Source organism: Erysipelatoclostridium sp. AM42-17, assembly GCF_003480255.1.
GTDB lineage: Bacteria > Bacillota_I > Bacilli_A > Erysipelotrichales > Coprobacillaceae > Faecalibacillus.
In genome coordinates, this window is record NZ_QUIN01000007.1 from 1 (window position 1) to 26231 (window position 26231).

Genomic DNA, 26231 nt, shown 5'->3' on the forward strand with positions numbered 1-26231 from the left:
TACCAATACTATTTTTGTTTAAAACTAAAATATCAGATTATTTTAAATACTCAAAGTAATAATCGTTTTTGATTATTACTTTTTTTATGATAAAATCAACATTTTTATTGACCATTACGTTACGTTATGGTTTATGATATAATCGTAACAAAGGAGGAGCTTATATGAAAGGTATCGTATTAGCCGGAGGATCAGGAACAAGACTATATCCTCTAACACAAGTAACAAGTAAACAATTATTACCAATTTATGACAAACCAATGATTTATTATCCATTAAGTATCTTAATGAATGCTGGTATTAAAGATATTTTAATTATCTCAACACCAGATGACACTCCAAGATTTAAAGAATTACTTGGTGATGGACATCAATTTGGTATTTCTCTTCAATATAAAGTACAACCATCTCCAGATGGTTTAGCTCAAGCTTTCATTTTAGGTGAAGAATTCATCAATGGTGAAGCTTGTGCCATGATTTTAGGAGATAATATTTTCCATGGTCATGGTTTATCAAAAAGACTTAGAAGAGCTGCTAGTAAAGAAGAAGGTGCAACAGTATTTGGATATTATGTTGATGATCCTGAAAGATTTGGGGTTGTTGAATTTGATGAAAATGGTAAAGCTGTATCATTAGAAGAAAAACCAGCTCAACCTAAATCTAACTACGCTGTAACTGGCTTATATTTCTATGATAAAAACGTTGTTGAATATGCTAAACAAATTAAGCCATCGGCTCGTGGTGAATTAGAAATTACTGACTTAAATAAAATCTACTTAGATAAAGGTAACTTAGATGTAGAATTATTAGGTCAAGGATTTACATGGTTAGATACAGGAACACATGAAAGTTTAGTTGATGCTACTAACTTCGTTAAAACTGTAGAAACACATCAAAATAGAAAAATTGCATGTTTAGAAGAAATTGCTTATAATAACGGATGGATTTCCAAAGATGAATTAAATAATGCTTATGAATTGTATAAAAAGAATCAATACGGTAAGTATTTAAAAGATGTCATGGATGGAAAATTTATAGATCAATAAAAAAGGAAGTAATAAAATGAAAGTTATTGAAACAAAAATCCCAGGTGTTTTAATTGTCGAAACTGATGTTTTTGGTGATCATCGTGGATATTTTACAGAAACATATTCTAAACCAAAATATGAAAAACTAGGAATTACAGTTGATTTTGTACAAGACAATATGTCATTTAGTGCACAAAAAGGAACTTTAAGAGGTTTACATTGGCAAAATCCTCCTTATGCACAATCTAAACTTGTATCTTGTACTAAAGGTAAAGTTATTGATGTAGCCGTTGATATCCGTAAAGGAAGTCCTACTTTTGGTCAATGGGTATCGGTTGAATTAAGCGCTGAAAATCATCGTCAATTCTTTATTCCTCAAGGTTTTGCTCATGGATTCTTAACATTAACTGATGATGTGGAATTCAGATATAAAGTAGACAATATCTATAATAAAGAATCTGAAGGTGGTATGCGTTATGATGATCCTACTGCAAATGTTGATTGGGGATCATTATTAAATGGTATTGAACCAGTATTATCACAAAAAGATCAAACTGGTCCTACATTAGAAAATTCTAATAATCAATTTGTATATGAAGGAGATAAATAAATGAAAATTTTAGTAACAGGTGGAGCTGGTTTCATTGGTGGAAACTTTGTTCATTATATGGTTAACAAATACCCAGAAGATATGATTGTTAACTTAGATTTATTAACTTATGCTGGTAACTTAGAAACTTGTAAACCAGTAGAAGGTAAACCAAATTATAAATTTGTTAGAGGTGACATTGCCGATCGTCAATTCATCTTTGATTTATTTGAAAAAGAAAAATTTGATGTTGTTGTTAACTTTGCTGCTGAATCACATGTAGATAGAAGTATTGAAGATCCTGAAATCTTTGTTAAAACAAATGTTATGGGAACAACAACTTTATTAGATGCTTGTAATAAATATGGAATTAAAAGATATCATCAAGTATCTACTGATGAAGTATATGGTGATTTACCATTAGATCGTCCAGATTTATTCTTTACAGAAACAACACCATTACATACTTCTAGTCCATATAGTTCATCTAAAGCTTCTGCAGATTTATTTGTATTAGCTTATCATCGTACTTTTGGACTTCCAGTAACAATCTCTAGATGTTCTAATAACTATGGTCCTTACCATTTCCCAGAAAAATTAATTCCATTAATGATTTCTAGAGCTTTAGCTGATGAAGCATTACCAGTATATGGTAAAGGGGACAATGTGCGTGACTGGTTACATGTTTATGATCACTGTGTTGCAATCGACTTAATTGTTAGAAAAGGACGTGTTGGTGAAGTATACAACGTAGGTGGACATAACGAAAGAACAAACTTAGAAGTTGTTAAGACTATCTTAAAAGCATTAGGTAAACCTGAATCTTTAATTAAATTTGTTGAAGATCGTAAAGGACATGATAGAAGATACGCTATTGATCCTCATAAATTAGAAACTGAACTTGGATGGAAACCAAAATATAACTTTGATACAGGAATCCAACAAACTATCCAATGGTATTTAGATAACAAAGAATGGTGGCAAAATATTCTTTCTGGAGAATATCAAAATTATTTTGATAAAATGTATGTACAAAAAGGAAGAGTAGAAGAATAGTATTACTTAGACCAGATTATATCTGGTCTTTTTTATTTTATCTATGCCAATAAATTCACAAAGTAGTATAATAAAGGTATAGGAGATGACAAAAATGAATAATAAAAAAGTAGCATGTGTAGGGAGTGGTGTCATTGGTTCCAGTTGGGCCATTTGTTTCGCCTTAAAAGATTTAGATGTTGCTGTATACGATATTAATGATGAGGTTTTAGCTAAGGCTAAAAACATCATCCATGATAATTTAGAAATTCTAAAAGAAAATCATGTTTTAGACGAGACAAGATTAAAAGAAGTTGAAAATCATATTACCCTTACAACTTCAATGGAAGAAGCCGTTAAAGATGCTTTCTTTATTCAAGAATCAGCACCTGAACATTATGATGTTAAACATCAAGTGGTAGAAGAAATTGAAAAATATTGTTTAGATGATGCGATTATTGCTAGTTCTACATCAGGACTCTTAGTAAGTGAAATTGCTAAATATGCTAAACATCCTGAAAGATTTGTTGGTGGGCATCCTTACAATCCACCTCATCTTATTCCTTTAGTTGAAATTACTAAAGGTGAAAAGACAGATGAAAAGTATGTTCAACAAACGAAAGAATTTTATACTTCTGTCAATAAAGAACCCGTTGTCTTACAAAAAGAAGCTTTAGGATTCATTTGCAATCGACTTCAAATGGCTCTTTATCGTGAAGTATGCCATTTAGTAGAAAGTGGCGTTTGTAGTGTAGAAGATGCTGATAAAGCCGTTACTTTTGGACCAGGTATCCGTTGGGGTATTATGGGACCATCCCTCATTTTCCATTTAGGTGGAGGCGCTGTTGGTATTGATGGTCTTATGAATCATTTACATGACTCTATTAACCTTTGGTTAAATGATATGGCTGACTTTAAGGAATTTCCTGAAGATTGGCCAAACAAAGCAAGAACCGGAGTTGAAGAAGCAATGAAAAACAGAGATCCTCAAATCGGTAATGATGAAGAATCTCTTAAACAATATCGTGACCATATGCTCATTGAATTTCTAAAACTTCATCATAAACTATAATAAAAAAAGATTTATGACTTACCATCATAAATCTTTTTTCTTATTCAAATTGATATATCTCTTTATTTAAGTACTCAGAGCTTTTAGATATTTCTTGTTCAATATAGCTTGTTGAGTATTTTTCTATTACGGTTGGTAATTTAGAAAACAAATTCGTCCCTAAACCTAACTTATTCCCTTTTACCTCAAATCCCATCGCCGCTAACGTAGTAGGATACATATCCATTTGTGTAAATTGTCTATTTTTATTATTAACCGCTTGTATCTTACTATTAATAAAACAATTATATGTTGTCCTTTGATATGTACTGTCTACATCATTAACATAATCTTGAGCCATCGTTTGATGATCACCAACAAGAATGATGGTTGTATTTTCATACCAAGATTGTTGCTTACACCATGTTATAAAATCATTAACTTGCTTAGATTGACAAGCATAGATATTTTCATATCTATTTTTATATGTACACGGACATTGCTTACATAACATCCCACTAGGCATGTGACAATCTATTGTAGCCATCGTAAAGTTAAATTTTTGTCCTTTAGCAGCTAACATACCTAATTCATTTCTTGCTACTTCTAATAATTTATGATCATTAATTCCCCAAGAACAGTAATCATCATCTTTTAAATCATAATTACTTTTAATCGTGTCCAAATCTACTATTTGATATTGTCCATGTTGATTAAACATATGATTTGTTCCGGCAAAAGAACTCTTACTTCCTATTAACAATTCTTGATTATAGCCTTGCTCTTTTAAAACATCACCAATCATTTTAGCACCTGGCATAAACTTAGTAAATTTATCCATATTATTAGCTAGTTCTGCTTTTAATGGTAAACCTGATGATTGGGCTACCATTGATCCTATTGTCCAGGTACTTCCAGTAAAAGCAATCGCACCCCCTAATTTATCAGTATTAGAAAAATTAAGGTTTTCATTAGCAAGTTGTGTTAATTCAGGTAAACAATTAACATCTTTTACACCACCATTATTTTTATCCATAAAAGTATTTTCATAGGACTCTAAATAAATATAAATCAAATTATTCGTTTCATTACCACTTATTTCAACACTTTGAGGATTAGCATAAATCAGTTTCTCATCACCGTCTTTAGCTACATTCTTTTTCTTTTTAGGCTTTTGTTCATAAATATACGTTGTTTCTTTTTGATTTTGAATATAAGCAACAATATGATATTGACACTCTACATTAACCAAAGACCCTACTAAAACCACTATTCCCACTACCCAAATATAATGTAGCCAAGAATAATGTTTACGTTTATAAATATAAATAACAACTAAAGTAATGAGTATTGTTGCGAGAACACTTGTTGCTAAACACCAAGACAACCAACTATAAATAACAGAGCTATCCGTTCCTGCTGTCGGTGCCAACAATGTAAAAATCATCGAATCAACAGATGTTTTACCAAACATCTTTACCGCCCATAGTGTGGATACACTAAGTAATATTCCTAAAAATAAGAACAAGTCAAAAAAGATTAATTCTATTTTAATTCTTTTATTTTTCATACTTTTCTCCTAGTTAAAGAGAGAAAATAAGGATAAATAAATTTATCCTTATTGTAAACCTTTAACATCACTTTTTGTTATTTTTTCATCAGCTTCAATTTTATTGATGACTTCAATAATTCTGTTCAATCTTTTTTCATCAGGTACCATTGTATAAACACTTTGTCCCGGCATTGAATAAGTCTTCGTTGTCTTATGCCCTTCTCCTGATACTTGAACATTAAACATTTGCCAACTTCCACCATCATCAATTTGTTTATTAACTAAAGCTTTAATATCATCAGAAGCCATATTCGTTTCAAAGCATCCTTCTACTGCTGAAAGAATATTATTATAGTTAGTAATAATTTGTGGTGATAATGCTTTTTTAATCATTGCTTTTAATAAACGTTGTTGATTTTGTCCACGGTCAAAATCACCACGAGGTAAAGCATATCTTTCTCTAACAAAGCATAATGCCTGATCACCATTTAGTTCATTTAAGCCTTTATTAATTCGATAATGCCCGTGCATAGTTGTAAAATTATATGGTGAATCTATTGTCACTCCACCTAAAGCATCAATGATATTAGTAATGCCACTAAAGTTTGTTTTAGCATAATAGTTAACATCTAACTCCAAGAAATCTTGAATTGTTGAAATGGTTTCATCAATACCATACATAGCCGAATGGGTCAATTTATCCATCTTCCCATTTTTATGAAGATTGACTTCCGTATCACGAGGAATAGAGACCATCAATATTTGATGATTAACAGGACTCACACAAACAAGTAAGTTAACATCCGTACGTGATATCGTAGAAACTGTACCATAAGTATCAATACCTGTAACATAAACAATAAATGGCTTTTTCGTTACATTCGTATCTTTCATCACATTATTGATTCTTTCTTTTGTTTCTACTTTAAATAAACTTCTTAAATTTTCATCTAACCCATCATGATGCGTTTCAAGCAATGACATATAAGCTTGATCAACAACAATCACTTTCACTTTACCATCAACTAAAGCATCGCCCAATTTAGCATAAGTTTTATAATCTTTGGTTTTAATCTTCGATCCTAACTTATCTTCAGCTTTAGATAAAGCATTATTGATTGAAGATGTGCCTCTTTCACTTTGAATTCCTACTGTCTCTCCTTTTAAATCATCTAAACTTTTAATCGAGCTATCATTCATTGCATAAATGGAGATCACACGAGTTTCTAAAAATGATCCGGTAATATTAGACAAAAAAGAATTTCCTTTAGCAATCATCACAGATGTATAGCCTAAAACGACACTGATAATCAAACAAAGTAATTTACTAAAAACCACTCTTGATCCTTTTCCATACTTTCTCTTTCTTTTTATTCCCGAACGAATAAATAAGTTCATCATAATAAATAATAAAACTATCACTCCAACTAAAATCATATAATACTTAGTTGGTAACATCTTTAATATATAAATATATGCCAAAAAGATAATTGACATAATCAGTTGTATAAATAGTAATACCCTTTTAGATAACAGTTTCGCAAAGAAACCTTTCTTCTTATGCTTAGCCATAATTTCACCTCTTACATACCCTTAATCATATCATAAAGCATTGTTTCATTCAATTCATACAGCATAGATAACATAATTAGACAAAAAAAGTCAACAGGCTATTTTACCCATTGACTTGATATCCTATTCAGCATCTGTATCTGTATTTGAATCATTACCTAAACCTTTAACATCTTTATCTGTTAATTTATCACCATTTTCAACACGATCAATTAATTTCTTAATTTTTCTTACATAACTTTGATATGGTTTCATAACGTAGATTGTTGATCCTGGCATTGAATAAGTTTGATCAGTTTGATATCCTTCACCACTTACTTGAACATTAAAGATTTCCCAATCAGCATTATCATCTAATTGCATATTAATTAATGATTTCATTTCATCAGATGTCATATTTGTTTCAAAACATCCTTCAATAGCTGATAAGATAGTTTCAAAGTTTGTAATAATCTTTGGTGACATTGCTTTACTTAACATCGCTTTTAATAATTTTTGTTGATTTTGTCCACGAACAAAATCTCCAGCTAAGAAAGCATGTCTTTCTCTAACAAAGCATAATGCTTTGTCCCCATCCATATCTTGTTCACCTTTAACGATATGATAATTACCATGTAAAGTTGTAAAATCATAATCAGAATTAACCTTAACACCACCTAAAGCATCAACGATATTCGTAATACCACCAAAGTTTGTTCTGGCATAATAGTTAATATCCGTACTTAAGAAATCTTCAATAGTAGAAATTGTTTCTTCTACTCCATAAATACCAGTATGTGTTAATTTATCCATTTTACCATTTCTATGTAAATTAATTTCACAATCACGAGGAATACTAATCATTAAAATTTGTTTTGTATTAGGATTCACTGTAACAACTAAGTTAACATCACTTCTAGATACTGTTGAAACACTACCATAAGTATCAATACCTGTAATATAAACATTAAATGGTTTTGTTGTTACATCAGTAACTGATGTGGTAACTGACTTAGCCTTCTTTTCAAATTCATATGTTTTAACAATTCTTGTTTCTTCATCAAAACCTTCATGATTTAATTCAAGCATAGATTTATATTGATTTCCTACCACAATAGCGTCAACTTCATTATTATATAAAGCATCTGCTAATTCACTATATTTATCATATTTAGTGTAATTTTGTGTATCAATATCATCTTCTAATTTAGCGAGTGCTTTATTTAAAGTTGCTTTTTCTTGTTCATAAGAAATACCAAATTTCTTACCTTTTAAATCTTGCAAAGAAGCACTACCATATTTTCCATCTTTTAACACAATAACATTAATAGCGTATTTTTGTGTTGTAGTTTGTACATTATCAAAGAAAGAATTTCCTCTTACCGCAAAAGTGCTAGCTACAACTAATAAAATAGAAACAAGTAAACTTAAAATCTTTGAAATAATTGTTCTTTTACTTCTTTTTCCTGCTTTAATTTTCTTTTTACCAGTTTGAATAATAATCCAAAATAAAGCAATCAAAACTACCAAAACAGCTACAAGAGCAATAAAATATTTTGTGGGCAATAGTTTAGTTTTATAAACTAAATATCCAAACATTCCTGATGCAATAACTTGTAAAATAAGTACAAGTGCACGTGATGTCATAAACTTAATAAATTTGTTTTCTTTCATAATTAACCTCCTCGGTTGATTTCTTGTTTATCATAGCATAATCGACATTTTATAGCAAATGAACACAAAAAAACAGGCACCTAGGAAGCCTGTTTTTTGTAGTATTTGATATTGTTGGTAAGAGTTATATTTCTTATTACCAAATACTTTTCTAGTATACTATAAATTATTTTATGTGACTAGCCTTATTCCATTTTTTCTTCTTTTGGATTAATGTTTGCTTTATTTAATAAAGCATGAACAACATTCCTTTGTTCATTATTACTATCTCCTGATACACATGTAGATAATGTAATAACCGGTGTTTGTTGATTTTGGTCAAAATCAACTTTGATCTTTGAATTTTTTAACATTTCCTGATAAAAATCGGGAATATTTTGAATTTGAGTATTATATAAAACACTTTCTTGTGAAATGATATGCGAAGCAACTACTTTATATTGACTTACTGTTCCATTAGGAAAGTAAATATATATATAAGGATGCTTATTTGCAAAATCTTGATCATGATATGATTTTATATTATTAAACATTGAACCATTCTTCATATTATGTCCATAAATTACCGTATTGATATCTTGAAAAGGATTTTGATTATTAGAATCTATAAAAATACATCCCGCTCTAAATGATTTTTTATCAATATCACTATGAATATACGTATCATTTGTTTCACCTTGTAAAACTGGATAATTGACTTTTGTATCTGGAATTTGGATCCATGCTTTTACATCACTATTACGTTTTAATAAACTATCCCAATCAATATCCAAATAAGCTTGACCTTCCTTTGTTTCAGTTTCCTTGACATAAGTTGATTCAATCTTTCCATAATCATCATCAATCTTTTTATAATCAAGATAGATAGAAATCAAATTATAAGCTGAATAACAAAATACACATATACATACAACTAAAAGAATACGTCTAATCCAATTCTTTACTTTATTCATTAAACATTAAACTTAAACAACATGATGTCTCCATCTTGACCAACATATTGTTTCCCTTCTTGCCTAATCTTTCCAGCTTCTTTAAGTGCTGCTTCACTACCATATTTCATTAAATCATCAAAACTATATGTTTCTGCTTTAATAAAACCTCTTTGGAAATCACTATGAATAATACCTGCCATTTCTGGTGCAGTCATTCCTTCTTTAAATGTCCAAGCACGTACTTCTTGTACTCCAGCTGTAAAATAAGTTCTTAATCCAAGTAAACTATATGCTTCTTTAATTAATTTATCTAAACCACTTTCATCAATACCTAAATCTTGCATGAACATATCTTTTTCTTCTTTATCCATTCCTACAAGTTCAGCTTCAATCTTAGCACAGATAGGAACAACATCGCTTCCTTCTGCCTTAGCGAAATCAAGAACTTGAACATAATAAGGATTTTGCAAAGGATCTTCTAAATCTTCTTCACCTAAGTTAGCTACATAAATTAATGGTTTCATTGTAAGTAATGTGTATTGTTTAACAATGGCCATTTCCTCTTTATCAAATTCAATTGTTCTTGCTGGTTTATTTGCTTCTAAAGCTGGTTTTAATTTTTCTAAAACATTCATTTCTGCTTTTGCTTCTTTATCACCAGATTTAGCTTTCTTTTCTAAACGACCAATTCTTTTTTCAACTGTTTCTAAGTCAGCCATAATGAGTTCAAGATTAATCGTTTCAATATCACGAATAGGATCTACATTTCCATCTACATGAGTCACATCTTTATCTCTAAAACATCTTACAACTTCACAGATCGCATCTGTTTCTCTAATATTACCTAAGAATTTATTTCCTAAACCTTCTCCTCTACTTGCTCCTCTTACAAGTCCAGCAATATCAGTAAATTCAAAAGTTGTTGGTACTGTCTTTTTAGGTTCAATTAATTCAGTTAATTTATCTAGTCGATAATCTGGTACTTCTACTACTCCTACATTAGGATCAATTGTCGCAAACGGATAGTTTGCTGCTTCTACTTGTGCATTTGTAATTGCGTTAAATAACGTTGATTTTCCAACATTTGGTAAACCAACAATTCCTGCTGTTAATGCCATGTTTTTCACTCCTTTTTATACCCCTCTATTGTAATGAATTATCACGTTAAAAGCAACATCTTTAACCGATCAGTAAAATGTTCTATAATAACATCGAGGTGAAAATATGAATCCATCTATTGATTTACATGGTTATACTAAACAAGAAGCAAAAGTACAGCTTGATCATTTTTTAGACCAAGTTCCTGCCTTTTGTCAAGAAGTGACTATCATCCATGGTTACTCTTCTAAAATATTAAAAGATTACATTCAAAAAAGCTATCATCATCCTCGTATCGTAAGGAAAATACGAACTCTTAATCAAGGAGAAACCGTATTCATTATTCAATCATGAGACAATTTTATATCAATATTTTAGAATTTCAAAAAAAACATCATTTAGATAAACCATGCATTATTATTTCAAAAATAACACCCTATCTTGTAGCTTCTATATACATACTTACTCTCATCTATCTATTCATTAATCATGATACTCAACTAAAAGTCACAATTATCAAACCAGCTTTATCTTTTATTATTGTCACGATTATTCGTAAGCTTTACAATCGACCTCGTCCTTGTATTGCTTTAAACATAGAACCTCTTGTAGGTCATAAAACCGGAGAATCATTTCCTAGTCGTCATACTGTAAGTGCCTTTGCGATTGCTTTAGCATTACTTCATATCTCACTCCCCCTAGGAAGTATCACTTTATTTTTAGCTATCTTAGTTGGTCTTTCAAGGATATTATGTGGCGTTCATTTTGTTAGTGATGTACTCACTGCCATCATTATTGCTTTAATCATTTCAATAATTTAATAAAAAAACTGTATTTTGAAATAGCATCATACAGTTTTTTTATACATTAAACATTAACAGATACTTCTTTTTTCAACATTTTAAAAAAATCAATTATTTCATTTGTTAATATTTCAACATCTTTGTTCAACCAATTTCTTCTGGATGTTTTAACCCTGTTTTGAAAAAATTTATTTTTCAATGTAAGTGATAGGCTCTTAATAATGTCATCTATATTATTTTCTTTCATCCCTTCATCATCGTAAATATATTTTTTAAACAATATTGCAACTTATTTACATCTAGCTTATCTATTAGGTAACACATATCAAAGATATCTTTATATCTTCTTGAAAATGTACCAAACTTTAATAATGAGCGTAATTTTTCAGTAAACATTTGTTCCTTTGAATTCATCAGTAAACTTGCGCCGTTTTCATCTAAACATACATCAAAGCAATATTCTTCTTGATCTATAGTCAAACCCTTATGTACCCCAAAATCAATCTTACTTTTGATTATATACCCACTGTTATCCTCAATACAAACATAGACCCTTTTCCCATAATAATCTTGTTGTTTTAATTGCTCTATATTTCCAATTACTGATATTTTTACTTCTTTGATATTATTTAGTTTCAAAATAAATTCTAATATTGATTCATCACTTAAAGAGTATCTTATAAAATCAATGTCGATATCTTGTGTAGCTCTCCTAATATTATGGGAAATATTTCTCATAACTACACCACCTTTTATTGTTGCATGGTTACGTAACGAAGTATTAGATATAGCTTTTAATATAATATCTTGGCAAACTTTAGCCTCAGCATTTTCATCATCATATCCTTGTTCTTTTGTTGTTGCAATTAATGATTGCAAATATCCCATTAAAACACCTCCATTTGAATTGTATTCATTACCATTTGGGATTTTGGAAGTGTATATGCATATTCTTCTATCTTTTCAAGATTTAACTCATGAATAATTTTTCTGTAAGAATCAATAATTTCTTTATAGTAATCAAAAGGTAATTTATTTTTGTATCTTATCAATTCTATCAACAATCTTTCCTTACTATAAATATTCATATTTATACCATGTATAACTTTAGTTTCTTTTCCATAATTCAAGTAATCATCTTTAATAAAATACTGCTTTATATTCTTATCTTGAATTTTATAAGCATCTTTACTTGTTATTAAATGATACTTTTCAGGAATAACATCTGTCAAAGCGTGATAATAAAAAGCAGAATCCATAGTTAATATTGCTTGAGGATACTTTGTCAGTATCACTTCCAAATATGAGTAATTTTTTATAGTTGAGTACAAACCTTTTTCTATTTTAAATAGCGTATTATTTTTTAATTTTTCTTTAATCATATAATCAGAATTATACAATTCTAAACATTGCTTATGCTTTAAAATCATATTATCACCACTTTTCATTATTTATCCGAAAAATACTATTTTTTTCGGATGTTTACTTAAATAAATTATATTATCATATCTGTGAATAATCAATATTAATTTACTGTTTCTTATACTTTAAAGGAGAAATGTTACCATTTCTCCTATTTTTTTACTAATTTATGTTTATAAAAACGTGATCTTTTTTTAATTTCACTATTCAGTTTTTTAAATCCATATTGTTCCATTAATGTTTTTTGTCCACTTAATAAATTTGTTCCTAACCCTAAGCGTTCCCCTTTAATTTTAACGCCCATACAAGCAAGAATAGTAGGATAGAAATCAAAAATAGCAAAATCACGATTTTTATTATTTTCAATTTTAGCATCGCAATTAATAAAACAATTATAAGGTGTTCTTAAATAATTTTTATCTAAATGAGTAAAGAATTTTTCAGACATACTATTATGATCACCCGTAATCACAATGGTTGTATTTTCATACCAAGGTTGTTTTTGACACCACAAGATAAACTGTTCAACTTGTTTTGATTGGCAGCGAATAACATTAGCATATTGTTGATCATAATCATGTTTGCAATCTTCACAAATATAACCATCTGGTGTATGGGTATCAATTGTGACTAATTCCATACAAAATGGCTGCTTACTTTGTGCCATTTTAGTGATATCTTCTCTAGCAAACTCAAATACTTTTTTATCTTCAAAGCCCCAAAATACATGATAATCTTCAGGAAGACGACCACTTTTTTTAGCACTTTCAATATCAACAATTTTAAAATGTCCATGTTGTTTATAAAAATTAGAAGTACACGCAAAATTTGCATCTGATCCCATTAAGATTTCATTTTGATACCCTTGTTTTTCTAATATTTCTCCCATGGTATAACAACCTGGCAGAAACGGTGACTCTGTATTGTATTTATCTTTAGTAAGAGGGAATAATAATGGTATACCGGCTTCTTGAGCTACCATAGAAGCAATTGTCCATTGTGTTCCTTCTACCGTATGACTTCCACCAATTAAATCATGATGAGAAAAATTGACTTCTTTTTTAGCTAATGTTCCTAGTTCTCTAATATAATTATTTTCTTCTTGTCCTCCATCTTCTTTAGATAGATACGTATTTTCTACTGATTCTAAATAAATATGAATAAGATTTCTTTTACTTGGAAATTCTAATTCTACCGTTCTTGGATCAACATAATGTTCTTCATATAAACGAGATACTCTTATCATATCTAGTACATAACTTATAATTTGATAATTAATTAAAGCATAAAGGATTGTTCCAAAAACAAAAATAAAAATAAGCCATCCTTGATAATCAAGTAAAAATTGAAGTGGGGTATGATAAAAAATAACATACCATCCTAGTGTCAGTAACATGGCTTGTGGACCACAATTTAAAAACCAGTCCTTAAATATTCCTTGATCTGTTCCATCACAAGGAACAACTAAGTGATAAATCATTTGATTTAATGTCTTTACAGAAAATGTACGATTGCCCCATAGTATACTCATGATAGCAAGCATAGCTATAAAAATAATTAAAATTAACATTTTATCAGTCCTTTTCGTTATTGAATCATTCTATCATAACTAACACGAAAAAAAAAGGAAAGCATGTCATTTACATACTTTCCTTACAAGTTAGTCATTGGCTATATCTTTCCCGTTTGTTTCAATCACTTTTTTATACCAGTAGAAACTCTTCTTTTTATAACGTTTCATATCTTTTAAATCTTTATCTTCTCTATTAACATAGATTGTTCCATAACGTTTAGACATTTCTCCTTGCGAAGATAAAATATCAATAGGACCCCACATTAAGTATCCTCGACAATCGACTCCTTCATCAATCGCTAATGAAATTTGTTCAATATGATCTTTCATATAATTAATACGATCATCATCTTCAACAGTACCATTTACTAATTGATCACGCATACCAAAACCATTTTCAACAACCATGACTGGTAAACGATATCTCGCATAAATATCTCTTAAACCAATTCTTAAACTTAATGGATCAATTTGCCAACCCCATTCACTGGCTTTTAAATAAGGGTTTACTGCTGCCTTAGCATTACCATTCATATCCATGCTTAATTTACCATACGATGCTACTGTAGAGAAATAATAAGATAATGATAACCAATCACAAGTATTATTCTTTAATAATTCTAAATCACCCGGTTCCATCTCTGGCATTTTATTTTCATTTTTCATCTTAGCTAACATATAAGAAGAATATTCACCATAAGTAAACATTTCAAAATACATATCCGTTACTGCCATTTGATTACGGGCTTCTAATTCATCTAATGGATTACATGTTGCTGCATAATGAGGAATATAGATGACCATTCCCAGTACAATAGCATCTTTAATAGTGTGTACTTTTTCCACTACTTTAGCATGTGCAACAAAAGTATTATGTACTAATTGATTAATAAAGAGTTGTTCATCACATCCAGTAGGACATACGGCTCCATAAGCTATTTTTTTACTACCAATTAAACCAATTGAATTTTGTTCATTAAATGAAATCCATTTTTTAACACGATCACCATAACGATCAATCATTTTATCAGCAAACTTCACAAATAAATCTACCACTTTACGACTATAAAAACCATTATACTTCTTCATTAATACTTGAGGCATTTCAAAATGATATAAAGAACACATTGGTTCCATACCATGTTTAATCATTGAATCAATGAAATCATCATAGAATTGCATGGCCTCTTCACTGAAATGTTCTCCATCGGGACATACACGAGACCAATCTATAGAAAAACGATAACTTGTAAATCCCATTTCTTCAAATAATGCAAAATCTTCATCATAACGATGAAAACTATCAATACCATCCTTAAAATCACTATGTTCTGGTTTTGGAAATAAATCACAAACGGCAGGTGATTTTCCACAAGCTGTATAAGCTCCTTCACTTTGGTGAGCAGTTACTGCTCCACCCCATAAAAATCCTTCTTGAAACATTTATATTTCCTCCTTGCTTAACATCATAACATGAAATAAAAATGTTGTGAGTTAATCAAGTTAATTCATAATCATGTTTCATAAATAAAGAAAAAAGAATAGTATAAATGAAACTTTGTTTCACTTACACTATTCTTGATCTTGTGGAATGACCCTCTTTAAACGTTTTTCAAAATCACGTCTTGAAAACATAACAATGGCCTGACATCCTAAACACTTAATTTTAATATCAGCACCCATTCTGATAATTTGCCATTGATTAGACTTTTTACATGGGTGTGGTTTTTTCATCTCTACGATATCATGTAATTTATATTCCACAATCATTCCTCCTATTGTTGATGTTGATAAAAGGCTTCTAATGTATTTTGTAATAACATAGTAATTGTCATGGGTCCAATTCCTCCAGGAACTGGTGTAATCGCATGTACTAAATCTTTAACGTCTTCAAAATCAACATCACCGCATAATTTATTATTTTCATCACGGTTGATACCAACATCTAAAACAACCGCACCTTCTTTAACATATTCACTGTTAATCATCTTTGGACGACCTACAGCCGCAATAAGTACATCTGCTCTTTTACATACTTCTTTTAAATTTTTAGTTCTACTATGAGCAATAGTGACTGTTGCATTTTTTTGTAAACATAATAGAGCTACTGGTTTACCTACAATGTTACTTCTTCCTACTACAACAACTTCTTTTCCCGTTAAATCATAATTAATTTCATCTAATAAAACCATCATTCCTTTAGGTGTACAAGGAACTAAGCTTTTTTGTCCCAAAAATAATTTAGCTACATTTTGTGGATGGAATCCATCAACATCTTTTGATGGATCAATTGCTTCTAATACTTTATCTTCATTAATATGTTTTGGTAAAGGTAATTGAACAAGAATACCATCTACCGTATCATCTTGATTTAATTGTTCAATTTCCTTTAATAATTCTGCTTCACTAAAAGATGCATCATGTGTAATCTTTAATGATTCAATGCCAATATAAGCACATCCTCTTTCTTTATTTCTTACATAAACTTGACTTGCTTGATTGTCACCCACCAAAATAACAGCAAGTTTAGGTAAACGTTGATATTCATCTTTAATTTTTAATACTTCTTCTTTTAATTGATCTTTTATTTTTACTGATATTTCTTTACCACTAATAATCATCATATATCCCCCTCAATTAGATATTATCTAGATTATAATGGAAGCAACTTATAAATTCAACTAATATATCCATACTATTTTGAACATGTCATTTTAGAATGATCATGACAATAATCAAAGCGTCCTTCATTTTTTTCTTCTAAAGCTTTAATCATATGATAAGTATATTCATTATAGGGGGTAGGAATATGGAGTTCCTTTCCCATTTTTATTAACGCTCCAGAAAACATATCAATTTCCGTTAAACGCTTAGCATCTAAATCTTGTAATGTAGAATAACGAGCCCAAGCAGGAACCTGACTGCCATGTTTTGATGATGAATCAGCCTTGGTTAAATCAATTCCTTTAGCATCAGAAATCGCTTCTAATTCTTGACGTAAACCATCTTGAATAAACTTCATATGTTCACTATCTTGATAACACCCTACACCGACACCTAAAATAGCTTGAGGTAAGTTATTGCATACATTTAAACGAAATTTACTCCATATTTCTTCTTGAATGTAATCACTTGTTCGATAATGAAGACCTGTATTTTTAAATAATGATGCAATAGCTTGGATACGTTCACTATGATAAGGTTCTTGCTTTTCACCAAAAACAATACCAATCGTTGTTTCTGGATCAAAACGATAGCCATCATCTTTACGTGATGCCACTTTAATTAAAGAATAAATCATATGATTCATTCCTATTCTTTGACCAATGATTTCTTCACTATCAACCCCATTCATTAATGACATCACCACAGTATGATCATCTACAACTGTGTTAATTGTATCCAACGTCGATGATAAAGCCCCATACTTTAAACAGACAATAAGCAAATCAACACCATGTGCTTGAGTTGGTGACCATACATTTAAATGATTAATCTGATCATTAATTTTAATACCTTCTTGTTTTAGACGCTTGGCACGTTCACCTTCTGCAACAACGCCTAGTTGAATATTTGATAATTGACTTAATCCCCAAATCACATAAGAACCTACTGCACCAGCCCCTAATATCGCTACTGATTTGATTTCCATATTATCACCCCTTTTTATTATTTTTTAACATAAAAATAAAGTGAGGTAAACCCCACTTTACTATTTATTATTTTTTAAACTATCTACAATATGTCTTGCGACTAAGATACCATTTGCGCCAGCTTGAGCTAACCCACGAGTTAGACCAGCACCATCACCAGCAACATATAAACTATCAATTTCCGATTCAAAACCTTCTCTTACTTTAGGTCTTGCTGAATAGAATTTAGCTTCTACTCCATATAATAAAGTATGTTCATTAGCGATACCTGGTGTAACATTATCTAAAGCTTCAATCATTTCAATAATTGATTTCATTGTATTATAAGGTAAAACAAGTCCTAAATCCCCTGGTACTGCTTCTGGTAATGTAGGCACTGTATACCCCTCTTTTAAGCGTTTGTATGTTGTACGACGTCCTCTTTTAATATCTCCATAACGTTGAACAATAACGGAACCATTTGATAATTTATTAGCTAAACGTGAAATTTCATGTGCAAATTCATTTGGTTCATTAAAAGGTTCACTAAATGTATGAGATACCAGTAAAGCGAAGTTCGTGTTATGACTACCTAATTTAGGATCATGATAAGCATGTCCATTAGCTAACATTGTTCCACTATGATTTTCAATAACAACATGACCACTAGGATTAGAACAGAAAGTTCTTACTCTTGTTCCTACTGATGTATTGTAAACAAACTTACCTTCATATAAGTTTTGATTGATTTCATCCATAACAATATTACTTGTTTCTACACGCACACCAATATCTACTTGGTTATTATATAGTTTTAGATTTTGATGAGATAATACTTTAGATAGCCATGCAGACCCATCTCTACCTGGTGCTAAAACAACTTTTTTAGCATAAATCTTTTCATCATTATTTAAAATAATACCTTTTGCTTCATGATCTTCTACAATAATATCTTTGACTGCTGTTTTAAATTGTAAATCCATATGTTCTTTTAATTCATTAGACATTTCAGTCATAATTCTTAAGTTTTCTTCCGTACCTAAATGTCTTACTTTTGCTCTTAAAAGTTTTAATCCTACAGCATATCCACGATGTTCAATCTCTTTAACCTTAGGTGTTGTTGGATCCGTAATTTCTTTAGTCGCACCATGTTTTAAATATAAATTATCAACATAATGAATCACATCTTCAACTTCTTGATTATCTAAATAATCTGTCAACCAGCCACCAAATTCACTCGTAATATTAAATTTACCATCAGAATAAGCACCAGCACCACCAAATCCAGCAGTAATCGAACAAGCAGGTAAACATCCTGGTTCATGATCTTTTACTACAGGACAATGCTTAATTTTTTTATCTTTGATTGGACAATGACGATACATAACATCATGACCTTTATCAATTAATAAAACATCTAATTCGGGATTTTTTAAATATAATTCATAACAAGTCATAATCCCTGCTGGCCCAGCGCCAACAACAATAACATCATATTTTTCTTTCATCAATAATTAACCATCCTATTCAAATTTCGGTTTAACCCTACGTATTATACGTTAATTATCTAAATTAAGCAATTCTTTTTAATAAAAACTATTTTTATACCAATAGTAATTCAACTGATAACAATATACTTTAGCTCCTTTAGGAACTTTGGTTATTGCTTGATACACACGACAAATATCAACTATGCTTGTAGAGATATTAAATATTCCTACAAAAGCAAGCAACATATGTGTTGGATAGACATATCCTAGAATATAGGGAATCAATCCCAAAAGCATAACTGGTAAACTATTCATTAAAATAAACCTTGTTTTACTCATTGTATCAGTTGAATAAATAAGCAAAGATAACTTTTTTAGATTAGTACAAATATAAATATCATCATGATAAAAAAGAATACATGATAAATATTTGATAATCATAGAAAGCATCGTTAATAAAACAAATAAAACTATTTGGTAAATATTTGAATCAATCATATCATCCCATGTATAAATATAATAAGGTATGTAGAGTAGCACAAAAACCATGATTTCTACTTTGAACAAACGCTTCGACAATGATTTAAAATCACTACTGTGAATTTCGTCTAAAGGCACAGCGCCATTTTGATGTTTTCCTGGTAAAGATTGTGGATCTTGATTGTAACAGCGAATATGATGAAATTGCATAAATTTACTCCTTTCCTACTCATTCCATCATATCAAAAAAATCAACCTATTAACAGGTTGATTAAATAACTTTAAATTGAGTCCATTTATGACTCTTATAACGTAAGAAGAAGATGATACCTCGAATAGACCAATCTAAACACATAGCAAGAGCAATACCAATGACTCCCATATTAAAATAAATTGCAAAAATAAGTGAGAATACCAGTCTTCCACCAACAGTAGAAGCAATAGAAACAATCATTGTATACTTTACATCTCCAGTAGCTCTTAATCCATTACTCAATGGTCCAGAGAATGGGAAAGCAACAGTATTAAAGATATTATGAATAGCAACTAAAATAATAATCAATTCTTTTGTTTTGTCAGATAAAACATAGAAATTCATAAATACTGGTGTAATGGCAAGAATAAAAGCATTCCATGCGATAGATAAAACTAAAGTGATTTTCATTAACTTCTTAAAATAATAATCAGCTTGATCAATATCACTTGCCCCCATACATTGACCGACGACCGTAATAAATACTGGCCCCATAGCCGAACCAACTAAAGCAGCCAATGACCAAATACTTTGAGCTACACCATTTGCAGCAATTTGATATGTACCAAACATCGCTACAACACTACTTAAGGCTACTTTAACGAGTTGGAAAATACCATTTTCAATACCATTAGGAATCGCAATATTTAACATCTTTTTTAATAAAGAAAAATCAAACTTAAATAACCATTCTTTAACATAATGAGCTTCATATTTTTTATTAAACAATAAGATAGTAATGACAATAGCTGAAAAAGCACGTGCAATAAGTGAAGGATAAGCAACCCCAGCAACCCCAGCATGAAGCACGAAAACCCCAATCATATTTCCAATAACATTAATAATATTAGAAACAATAGATAAATACATCGTTGTACTTGTTTTTGTCATACTACGATACATTGCTGCTCCTGCATTGTAAATCGCTAATGCTGGATAAGAGTAAGCTGATATTTTAAGATATGTCATACAAGCATCCATCACTGATGTTTCTACTTTTCCAAATAAAAAGGATAATAATGATTGACTGAATATTAAAACCAAAATGCCTAATACAATTGAAAATAGTGTAGAAAACATGAGTAACTGACTCGATGATTTGACTGTATTATTTTGATCTTTACTTCCTAAATACTGACTAATAACGACTGCCCCGCCTGATGCCAAAGCCGTAAATAGATAAATAAAAATAGTATTAAAACTATTCACTAAAGATACTCCTGATACTGCGGCTTCACCTACATAACTGACTACAAAAGTATCAATAATTCCTACTAACATGACTAAAAACTGTTCCATAAATAGAGGAACAATCATATTTCTTAAATCTTTATTACTAAACACGCTCTCACCCTCCTTACCTATTATTCTATAGATTCTTCTATCAATTACAAATACTTATTAAGTATAACTTATAATGCATTTTAGACATAATAAAAGACCCTTAGGGTCTTTATTATTTAAGTATGATTTCTTTAATCTCTTCTAGATTATCTAAAAAATAGATACCTTCTTGTTTTTCTTTAGTAGAAAGACCTTTTTCAATCATATGATGAAGAAAGGCTTTTAAATGATCATAATAACCATTTAAATTATAGAAAATGCAAGGCGCATCTAACTGCTTTAAAGATTTTTTAGACATGATTTCACTAATTTCTTCTAATGTTCCCGTTCCTCCAGGAAAAGCAATAAAAGCATCACCCAGTTCAATCATTTTCGTTTTTCTTTCAGCCATTGTTTTAACAACATATAATTTGGTAAGACCCTCATATTGAACATCTTGATCAACAAAAAATTGAGTTTCTACGCCTTTAGCCTTACCTCCATTTTCCAATACACTTGTTGCAAGATCTCCCATCAAACCAGTTTTAGAACCACCATAAATAAGAGTATGCCCATTTTGTCCAATCCATTTACCTAACTGACAGACAGTCTCTTTTAATATCGGATCATTTCCTTCACTTGCACCAAGATAAACAGTTATATTCATATTCACACCTCCAACTTCTTTATATTATTCTATCATAAATCTTACAATTTATGACTTCATTTCAATGACTTCATCACATATTGATAAAGTTGAAGGTCGATGAGTAACTAAAATCAATAATTTGTCTTTTTTTATCTGTGCTAAACTTTTTAAGATTAAGGCTTCATTTAGACTATCTACATGACTTGTAGGTTCATCTAATAGAATAATAGAACTCTTTCTTATAAAAGTTCTCGCTAAAGCAATTCTTTGTTTTTGACCACTAGAAAGGTTATCATCAAAGACTGTTTGATATCCTTGAGGTAGAGTCATGATGTAATCATGAATACATGCTTGTTTACAAGCAAGGATAACATCATCAAGCGTATAAGATTGATTAAATAAAGTAATATTATGATAGAGGGTATCATGGAACATAAATGTTTCTTGATCAACATAACTTATGTTTTCTTTTAATACTTCGCTATTAATTTGATGAATAGAAACTTGATTAAAAGTAATTTGACCTGATGCTTCATAAATACGCATCAATAGTTTTAATAATGTTGATTTCCCACACCCTGAAGGACCAAATATACCATAAGTTTTTCCCAATTCAAATCGTCCGTTAAAGTTTTCTAATATCATTTTAGAATGATTTGGATAATGAAAAGAGACATCTTGACATTCAATAGGTAAATTAAGCTGATTATCTTGATTTGTTATATCATCAACAAGTGGTTGTTCTTCTAAAATGGTCATAATTCTTTTGGCACAAGGTATCAATTGGTTTAAGTTATTGGCTAGATTGGCTAAAGCCACAGTTGGACCAAACGAACACGATAACGCTAAAATACCCATCACAATATCAAAATAATCATATCCCTGTTGAACTAAAACGGTACCTAATATGACAGCAACTAACATGACAATCATAATTAATGATTGTGTAAGTTGTTGTTGATAGGTTTGTTTTTTGATGAGTTCTTTATGATTCATTTCTAATTGTGTTTGTTTTTCTAACATTTGATTTAAACGTTGTGTTTGTTTACCAAATTGAATAAAGTCTTTTTTACAAAGAATACTTTCTAAAATAAAGCTTTGAAAGGTCCCTTGATTTTGTCGATATTCATCACCTTGATTAACAGATAAATGATAAATCATCATAGGAATACCTATGCCCATTAATAAATAAGCTAATCCTGTAAGAAACATGATCTGTAAAGAATAATGAGCTATAAAACATAAAACAATTATAGAATAAATGAAGGCTATCATCACCGGGGAAATCGTATGAGCAAAAAAGACTTCAAGGGTTTCTGTATCACTTGTCAGTGTCGCTATCAAGTTTCCTCTTTCTTTACCATCCAGTTTAGCCACGGCTAGACTTCGTAATTTTTCAAACATTAAATGACGAATATGAGCCAATACTTTAAAAGCAATATAATGATTACATGCTTGTTCAATATAACGACAAACTCCTCTTAACAATGCAAATAAGATAATACAAAACATCACCGTTTTTATTTTTATAAGATGTCCCATTCCAGCTATAGCAATAACAGTTATTCCCCATGCCATGAAATGACCCATCACACCTAAAATGATAGCTAGTATCATGATGATAAAAAAGGGCTTTACTAGCGTTAATAATTTAATAAGTAATGGTTTTTTATTCATGATGTAATATCCTTTCTAAATTCTCTTGTGATTGATACAGTTCTTTATAGTAACCCTCTTTTTGCATAAGTTGTTGGTAAGTTCCCTGTTCTTGAATATGACCATCTTTTAATACGATAATGTGACGTGCTTTTTGACTAAAATACATACGATGAGTAATCATCATCACAGTTTTCGTTTTAGCTAGTTCACAAATAGCGTTCATAATAATCTTTTCACTTTCACTATCTATATTACTTGTCGCTTCATCAAAGATATATAAATCACTATCATGTAATAAAACTCTCGCTAGTGCTAAACGTTGTTTTTGACCACCCGATAAATTACGACCCCCTTCTTCAACCATAAAGTCTAAGCCTCCTAGTTGGTCTAATTTAACGAGTTTTAATACTTTTAGATAGTCTTTTGTACAATCATTTCCCGATAAGGCAAGATGTTCTTGAAGTGTTCCTTTAAATATATATGTATCATCTTGAAGTAAGGTAAGATGCTGATAAAGAGTCTTTTTAGAATATTGATGAATAGGTATCTGATTATATAAAATTTTTCCCTTTTGTATTTGATAATCATTAAACATAAGGGATGTTAATGTACTTTTACCTGATCCTGATTTTCCTACAATCGCTACAAAATCTCCTTTTTTAATTGAAAAAGATAAATCTTTAATGACTGCAATATCTTCATAAGCAAAATCAACATGATCAAATTGTATAGATTCAAATGAAGTCATCATTTGACTACCCGTTTCTTTTTCTTCTTGATCTAATAATTTAAAGATTTTGTTTGCTGCTTCATTGCCATTAGACGCAATATGAAAATAAGAACCTAATAATCTTAGTGGTAAAAAGAACTCAATAGAGACCATAATCATCAATAATGTTTGTCCTAAAGACAAAATATGATTTTGATAATCAATAACCGATAAAATGACCCCGATACCAAAACCACCATAAGCTACAATATCCATAATACTAATGGAATTAAGTTGCATGATTAACACTTTCATTGTTTTCTTTCTAAAATCTTCAGCATCCAAGTCCATCTTATCTTGGTAGATCTTATCACTTTGATAGAGTTTGAGTGTTGTTAAACCTTGAAGATTTTCAAGGAAAGAAGACGCTAAACCAGTATAACTATTCCAATATTTCGCTAATAATTTTTTAGCAATCTTTTGTACCACAATAATAGATAAAGGAATCAAGGGAACACATATTAATAAGGTAATCGCTACTTTAAAAGAAATAGGCACAATAAAAATAAATAAAGTCAATGGTGCTAACAGGGCATAATAAAACTGTGGTAAATATTTAGAACAATAAATATCTAATTGTTCAATGCCTTCCGATAATAATTGAGTTAATGTAGCTTGATTAAAACAGGGAGAGGAAAGTTGATATACTTTTTTAAAAACATCTTCTCTTAATTTACTTTTAGTCAACGTGCTTACTTTAAAAGCTGTATCATCTTGTACTCTTTGTAAAAATAAACGTAAGACAATCAATCCTAAAACAATAAGCATATAACTGATTATTTCTATATTTTGATGATGATAAAGTTTTTGTAAGACTTCAACATGATAATAACTTAAAGCAGTATGTACTAATAAAATAAGCCATTGTGCTAGTACAATCAAATAAACATATTTTAATTCTTTAGAAAAATACTTTAACAATCTTTTATTGAACATGTTGATTCCTTCTTTCTTTTAATGAAACAAGACCATGTTTGATGGTCATGACAGGATGATAAAATAACATATATTTTCCTGAAAAACGCATCACTTGTCTCACTTGATGACGATATTCCTTTTGATAACAATGAACTTTACAAGCACTACAAAAACTCTTCGTTTCCGTAAAAGGACAACAGTCTATTCTTTTTGTAGCATAGGTATATAAGTCTAAACATTCATCACATAAATCTTTTTGATGATGATTTTTAGCACAATAAATCTTAATCATTTCTTTGATAATTTTCTTTTCATGCTCTTTTTTTTCGTTACTCTTCATCAATGACCCTCACTTTTGTTAGCATAATATAATGATGAATACACATCACCAACAATAAACACAATTTACCTATCCATATTGGCGTTATTATCATAGAAATCATAAAAATAAAAGACACGCTCATTAAAGAACGATTTCTTTTTTCTCTTGTTATTTGTTTTGATACAACAAGTTCATGAATATACTTTTTATAAAGCGTTGTTTGTATCAGCCATTCATGTAAACGACTAGAACTTTTAGAAAATAAAAAGGCACTTAATAATAAAAATGGTGTCGTTGGTAAAATAGGTAATATAATCCCTAACATACCTAAAACAAGGGATAATATTCCTAAACATATATAAATAATTTTCATTTATTTCTCCTTTAGTTAGTTTACACTAACTATTATCTTTACTTTTACCTCA

General features: G+C 30.0%; 27 protein-coding genes. 6 read left to right on the top strand and 21 right to left on the bottom strand.

Features of this window, described 5'->3' with window-relative positions; genetic code table 11:
- Positions 1-164 precede the first annotated feature (164 nt).
- The 4 genes from rfbA to DW911_RS04030 all read left to right on the top strand — a co-directional run bounded on the left by rfbA (position 165) and on the right by DW911_RS04030 (position 3724).
- On the top strand, positions 165-1046 hold the full coding sequence (gene rfbA, locus DW911_RS04015) for a glucose-1-phosphate thymidylyltransferase RfbA (protein ID WP_118432319.1): 882 nt from the start codon (positions 165-167) through the stop codon (positions 1044-1046).
- A gap of 16 nt (positions 1047-1062) precedes the next feature.
- Entirely contained in the window at positions 1063-1638 is a 576-nt protein-coding gene (gene rfbC, locus DW911_RS04020; protein ID WP_118432317.1) for a dTDP-4-dehydrorhamnose 3,5-epimerase, read from the top strand.
- On the top strand, positions 1639-2673 hold the full coding sequence (gene rfbB / locus DW911_RS04025; RefSeq protein ID WP_118432315.1) for a dTDP-glucose 4,6-dehydratase: 1035 nt from the start codon (positions 1639-1641) through the stop codon (positions 2671-2673).
- 94 nt (positions 2674-2767) lie between these two features.
- A complete protein-coding gene (locus DW911_RS04030) occupies positions 2768-3724 on the top strand; it encodes a 3-hydroxyacyl-CoA dehydrogenase family protein (protein WP_199589063.1) in 957 nt (318 codons plus the stop codon).
- Positions 3725-3764: 40 nt separating this feature from the next.
- Here DW911_RS04030 and DW911_RS04035 read toward each other — a convergent pair whose 3' ends face one another.
- From DW911_RS04035 to ychF, 5 genes are all read right to left on the bottom strand, one after another.
- A complete protein-coding gene (locus DW911_RS04035) occupies positions 3765-5273 on the bottom strand; it encodes an LTA synthase family protein (RefSeq protein ID WP_118432311.1) in 1509 nt (502 codons plus the stop codon).
- Between the two features lie 48 nt (positions 5274-5321).
- Entirely contained in the window at positions 5322-6827 is a 1506-nt protein-coding gene (locus DW911_RS04040; protein WP_233541831.1) for an LCP family protein, read from the bottom strand.
- A 123-nt stretch (positions 6828-6950) separates the two neighbouring features.
- On the bottom strand, positions 6951-8480 hold the full coding sequence (locus DW911_RS04045) for an LCP family protein (protein WP_118607499.1): 1530 nt from the start codon (positions 8478-8480) through the stop codon (positions 6951-6953).
- Between the two features lie 185 nt (positions 8481-8665).
- Positions 8666-9433 (bottom strand): class B sortase, encoded by a 768-nt coding sequence (srtB, locus tag DW911_RS04050; protein ID WP_118432306.1) that lies wholly within the window; start codon positions 9431-9433, stop codon positions 8666-8668.
- Positions 9433-10533 carry a redox-regulated ATPase YchF gene (gene ychF, locus DW911_RS04055; RefSeq protein WP_118432304.1) on the bottom strand — a complete coding sequence of 367 codons (1101 nt, stop codon included), beginning with the start codon at positions 10531-10533 and terminating at the stop codon, positions 9433-9435. The genes srtB and ychF overlap by 1 nt, the downstream gene beginning before the upstream one ends.
- Before the next feature lie 106 nt (positions 10534-10639).
- Between ychF and DW911_RS04060 the strand changes: the two genes are divergently transcribed.
- Positions 10640-10867 (top strand): Smr/MutS family protein, encoded by a 228-nt coding sequence (locus DW911_RS04060; protein ID WP_118607500.1) that lies wholly within the window; start codon positions 10640-10642, stop codon positions 10865-10867.
- Positions 10864-11334, top strand: coding sequence for a phosphatase PAP2 family protein (locus tag DW911_RS04065; RefSeq protein ID WP_118432300.1), 471 nt, complete (start codon positions 10864-10866; stop codon positions 11332-11334). Before DW911_RS04060 ends, DW911_RS04065 begins: the two co-directional genes overlap by 4 nt.
- Positions 11335-11380: 46 nt before the next feature.
- Here DW911_RS04065 and DW911_RS10970 read toward each other — a convergent pair whose 3' ends face one another.
- The 16 genes from DW911_RS10970 to DW911_RS04140 all read right to left on the bottom strand — a co-directional run bounded on the left by DW911_RS10970 (position 11381) and on the right by DW911_RS04140 (position 26179).
- The gene (locus tag DW911_RS10970) at positions 11381-11563 is read right to left on the bottom strand and encodes a hypothetical protein (RefSeq protein ID WP_199669449.1); all 183 of its coding nucleotides are present in this window, start codon (positions 11561-11563) and stop codon (positions 11381-11383) included.
- Positions 11560-12204: a nucleotidyl transferase AbiEii/AbiGii toxin family protein gene (locus DW911_RS04070; protein WP_199589061.1), complete on the bottom strand. Its 645-nt coding sequence runs from the start codon at positions 12202-12204 to the stop codon at positions 11560-11562. Before DW911_RS04070 ends, DW911_RS10970 begins: the two co-directional genes overlap by 4 nt.
- Positions 12204-12746, bottom strand: coding sequence for a type IV toxin-antitoxin system AbiEi family antitoxin domain-containing protein (locus DW911_RS04075; RefSeq protein WP_118432298.1), 543 nt, complete (start codon positions 12744-12746; stop codon positions 12204-12206). The genes DW911_RS04070 and DW911_RS04075 overlap by 1 nt, the downstream gene beginning before the upstream one ends.
- Before the next feature lie 143 nt (positions 12747-12889).
- Positions 12890-14308 carry an LTA synthase family protein gene (locus DW911_RS04080; RefSeq protein WP_118432296.1) on the bottom strand — a complete coding sequence of 473 codons (1419 nt, stop codon included), beginning with the start codon at positions 14306-14308 and terminating at the stop codon, positions 12890-12892.
- A 90-nt stretch (positions 14309-14398) separates the two neighbouring features.
- Complete coding sequence (locus DW911_RS04085) at positions 14399-15754, bottom strand: glycoside hydrolase family 1 protein (protein WP_118432294.1); 1356 nt, start codon at positions 15752-15754, stop codon at positions 14399-14401.
- Between the two features lie 129 nt (positions 15755-15883).
- Positions 15884-16081 (bottom strand): DUF951 domain-containing protein, encoded by a 198-nt coding sequence (locus DW911_RS04090; protein ID WP_118432292.1) that lies wholly within the window; start codon positions 16079-16081, stop codon positions 15884-15886.
- Between the two features lie 5 nt (positions 16082-16086).
- A complete protein-coding gene (folD, locus tag DW911_RS04095) occupies positions 16087-16932 on the bottom strand; it encodes a bifunctional methylenetetrahydrofolate dehydrogenase/methenyltetrahydrofolate cyclohydrolase FolD (protein ID WP_118432333.1) in 846 nt (281 codons plus the stop codon).
- A gap of 74 nt (positions 16933-17006) precedes the next feature.
- Positions 17007-17963 carry a ketopantoate reductase family protein gene (locus DW911_RS04100; RefSeq protein ID WP_118607501.1) on the bottom strand — a complete coding sequence of 319 codons (957 nt, stop codon included), beginning with the start codon at positions 17961-17963 and terminating at the stop codon, positions 17007-17009.
- Positions 17964-18023: 60 nt separating this feature from the next.
- Positions 18024-19451: an NAD(P)/FAD-dependent oxidoreductase gene (locus DW911_RS04105; protein WP_118432288.1), complete on the bottom strand. Its 1428-nt coding sequence runs from the start codon at positions 19449-19451 to the stop codon at positions 18024-18026.
- A gap of 78 nt (positions 19452-19529) precedes the next feature.
- Positions 19530-20123 (bottom strand): metalloprotease family protein, encoded by a 594-nt coding sequence (locus DW911_RS04110; RefSeq protein ID WP_118607502.1) that lies wholly within the window; start codon positions 20121-20123, stop codon positions 19530-19532.
- A gap of 61 nt (positions 20124-20184) precedes the next feature.
- On the bottom strand, positions 20185-21510 hold the full coding sequence (locus DW911_RS04115; protein ID WP_233541830.1) for an MATE family efflux transporter: 1326 nt from the start codon (positions 21508-21510) through the stop codon (positions 20185-20187).
- 112 nt (positions 21511-21622) lie between these two features.
- Positions 21623-22156, bottom strand: a complete 534-nt coding sequence (locus DW911_RS04120) for a TIGR00730 family Rossman fold protein (RefSeq protein ID WP_118432284.1) — start codon at positions 22154-22156, stop codon at positions 21623-21625.
- Positions 22157-22204: 48 nt separating this feature from the next.
- The gene (locus DW911_RS04125; protein ID WP_118432282.1) at positions 22205-23815 is read right to left on the bottom strand and encodes an amino acid ABC transporter ATP-binding/permease protein; all 1611 of its coding nucleotides are present in this window, start codon (positions 23813-23815) and stop codon (positions 22205-22207) included.
- On the bottom strand, positions 23808-25502 hold the full coding sequence (locus tag DW911_RS04130; RefSeq protein ID WP_118432280.1) for an ABC transporter ATP-binding protein/permease: 1695 nt from the start codon (positions 25500-25502) through the stop codon (positions 23808-23810). The genes DW911_RS04125 and DW911_RS04130 overlap by 8 nt, the downstream gene beginning before the upstream one ends.
- Positions 25492-25824: a nitrous oxide-stimulated promoter family protein gene (locus DW911_RS04135; RefSeq protein WP_118432278.1), complete on the bottom strand. Its 333-nt coding sequence runs from the start codon at positions 25822-25824 to the stop codon at positions 25492-25494. Before DW911_RS04135 ends, DW911_RS04130 begins: the two co-directional genes overlap by 11 nt.
- The gene (locus tag DW911_RS04140; RefSeq protein ID WP_118432276.1) at positions 25814-26179 is read right to left on the bottom strand and encodes a YbaN family protein; all 366 of its coding nucleotides are present in this window, start codon (positions 26177-26179) and stop codon (positions 25814-25816) included. Before DW911_RS04140 ends, DW911_RS04135 begins: the two co-directional genes overlap by 11 nt.
- Between the last annotated feature and the right edge of the window lie 52 nt (positions 26180-26231).

What these genes read in the sequence shown, in the direction of transcription:
- DW911_RS04130 (WP_118432280.1), bottom strand. Translation starts at nt 25,502, where the DNA reads ATGTTCAATAAAAGATTGTTAAAGTATTTTTCTAAAGAATTAAAATAT.
- rfbA (WP_118432319.1), top strand. Translation starts at nt 165, where the DNA reads ATGAAAGGTATCGTATTAGCCGGAGGATCAGGAACAAGACTATATCCT.
- DW911_RS04120 (WP_118432284.1), bottom strand. Translation starts at nt 22,156, where the DNA reads ATGAATATAACTGTTTATCTTGGTGCAAGTGAAGGAAATGATCCGATA.
- DW911_RS04080 (WP_118432296.1), bottom strand. Translation starts at nt 14,308, where the DNA reads ATGTTAATTTTAATTATTTTTATAGCTATGCTTGCTATCATGAGTATA.
- DW911_RS04030 (WP_199589063.1), top strand. Translation starts at nt 2,768, where the DNA reads ATGAATAATAAAAAAGTAGCATGTGTAGGGAGTGGTGTCATTGGTTCC.
- DW911_RS04105 (WP_118432288.1), bottom strand. Translation starts at nt 19,451, where the DNA reads ATGAAAGAAAAATATGATGTTATTGTTGTTGGCGCTGGGCCAGCAGGG.
- DW911_RS04110 (WP_118607502.1), bottom strand. Translation starts at nt 20,123, where the DNA reads ATGCAATTTCATCATATTCGCTGTTACAATCAAGATCCACAATCTTTA.
- rfbB (WP_118432315.1), top strand. Translation starts at nt 1,639, where the DNA reads ATGAAAATTTTAGTAACAGGTGGAGCTGGTTTCATTGGTGGAAACTTT.
- DW911_RS04125 (WP_118432282.1), bottom strand. Translation starts at nt 23,815, where the DNA reads ATGAATAAAAAACCATTACTTATTAAATTATTAACGCTAGTAAAGCCC.
- rfbC (WP_118432317.1), top strand. Translation starts at nt 1,063, where the DNA reads ATGAAAGTTATTGAAACAAAAATCCCAGGTGTTTTAATTGTCGAAACT.
- DW911_RS04035 (WP_118432311.1), bottom strand. Translation starts at nt 5,273, where the DNA reads ATGAAAAATAAAAGAATTAAAATAGAATTAATCTTTTTTGACTTGTTC.
- DW911_RS04070 (WP_199589061.1), bottom strand. Translation starts at nt 12,204, where the DNA reads ATGGGATATTTGCAATCATTAATTGCAACAACAAAAGAACAAGGATAT.
- DW911_RS04040 (WP_233541831.1), bottom strand. Translation starts at nt 6,827, where the DNA reads ATGGCTAAGCATAAGAAGAAAGGTTTCTTTGCGAAACTGTTATCTAAA.
- DW911_RS10970 (WP_199669449.1), bottom strand. Translation starts at nt 11,563, where the DNA reads ATGAAAGAAAATAATATAGATGACATTATTAAGAGCCTATCACTTACA.
- DW911_RS04090 (WP_118432292.1), bottom strand. Translation starts at nt 16,081, where the DNA reads ATGATTGTGGAATATAAATTACATGATATCGTAGAGATGAAAAAACCA.
- DW911_RS04135 (WP_118432278.1), bottom strand. Translation starts at nt 25,824, where the DNA reads ATGAAGAGTAACGAAAAAAAAGAGCATGAAAAGAAAATTATCAAAGAA.
- DW911_RS04045 (WP_118607499.1), bottom strand. Translation starts at nt 8,480, where the DNA reads ATGAAAGAAAACAAATTTATTAAGTTTATGACATCACGTGCACTTGTA.
- DW911_RS04060 (WP_118607500.1), top strand. Translation starts at nt 10,640, where the DNA reads ATGAATCCATCTATTGATTTACATGGTTATACTAAACAAGAAGCAAAA.
- DW911_RS04065 (WP_118432300.1), top strand. Translation starts at nt 10,864, where the DNA reads ATGAGACAATTTTATATCAATATTTTAGAATTTCAAAAAAAACATCAT.
- DW911_RS04085 (WP_118432294.1), bottom strand. Translation starts at nt 15,754, where the DNA reads ATGTTTCAAGAAGGATTTTTATGGGGTGGAGCAGTAACTGCTCACCAA.
- srtB (WP_118432306.1), bottom strand. Translation starts at nt 9,433, where the DNA reads ATGAATAAAGTAAAGAATTGGATTAGACGTATTCTTTTAGTTGTATGT.
- ychF (WP_118432304.1), bottom strand. Translation starts at nt 10,533, where the DNA reads ATGGCATTAACAGCAGGAATTGTTGGTTTACCAAATGTTGGAAAATCA.
- folD (WP_118432333.1), bottom strand. Translation starts at nt 16,932, where the DNA reads ATGATTATTAGTGGTAAAGAAATATCAGTAAAAATAAAAGATCAATTA.
- DW911_RS04100 (WP_118607501.1), bottom strand. Translation starts at nt 17,963, where the DNA reads ATGGAAATCAAATCAGTAGCGATATTAGGGGCTGGTGCAGTAGGTTCT.
- DW911_RS04140 (WP_118432276.1), bottom strand. Translation starts at nt 26,179, where the DNA reads ATGAAAATTATTTATATATGTTTAGGAATATTATCCCTTGTTTTAGGT.
- DW911_RS04075 (WP_118432298.1), bottom strand. Translation starts at nt 12,746, where the DNA reads ATGATTTTAAAGCATAAGCAATGTTTAGAATTGTATAATTCTGATTAT.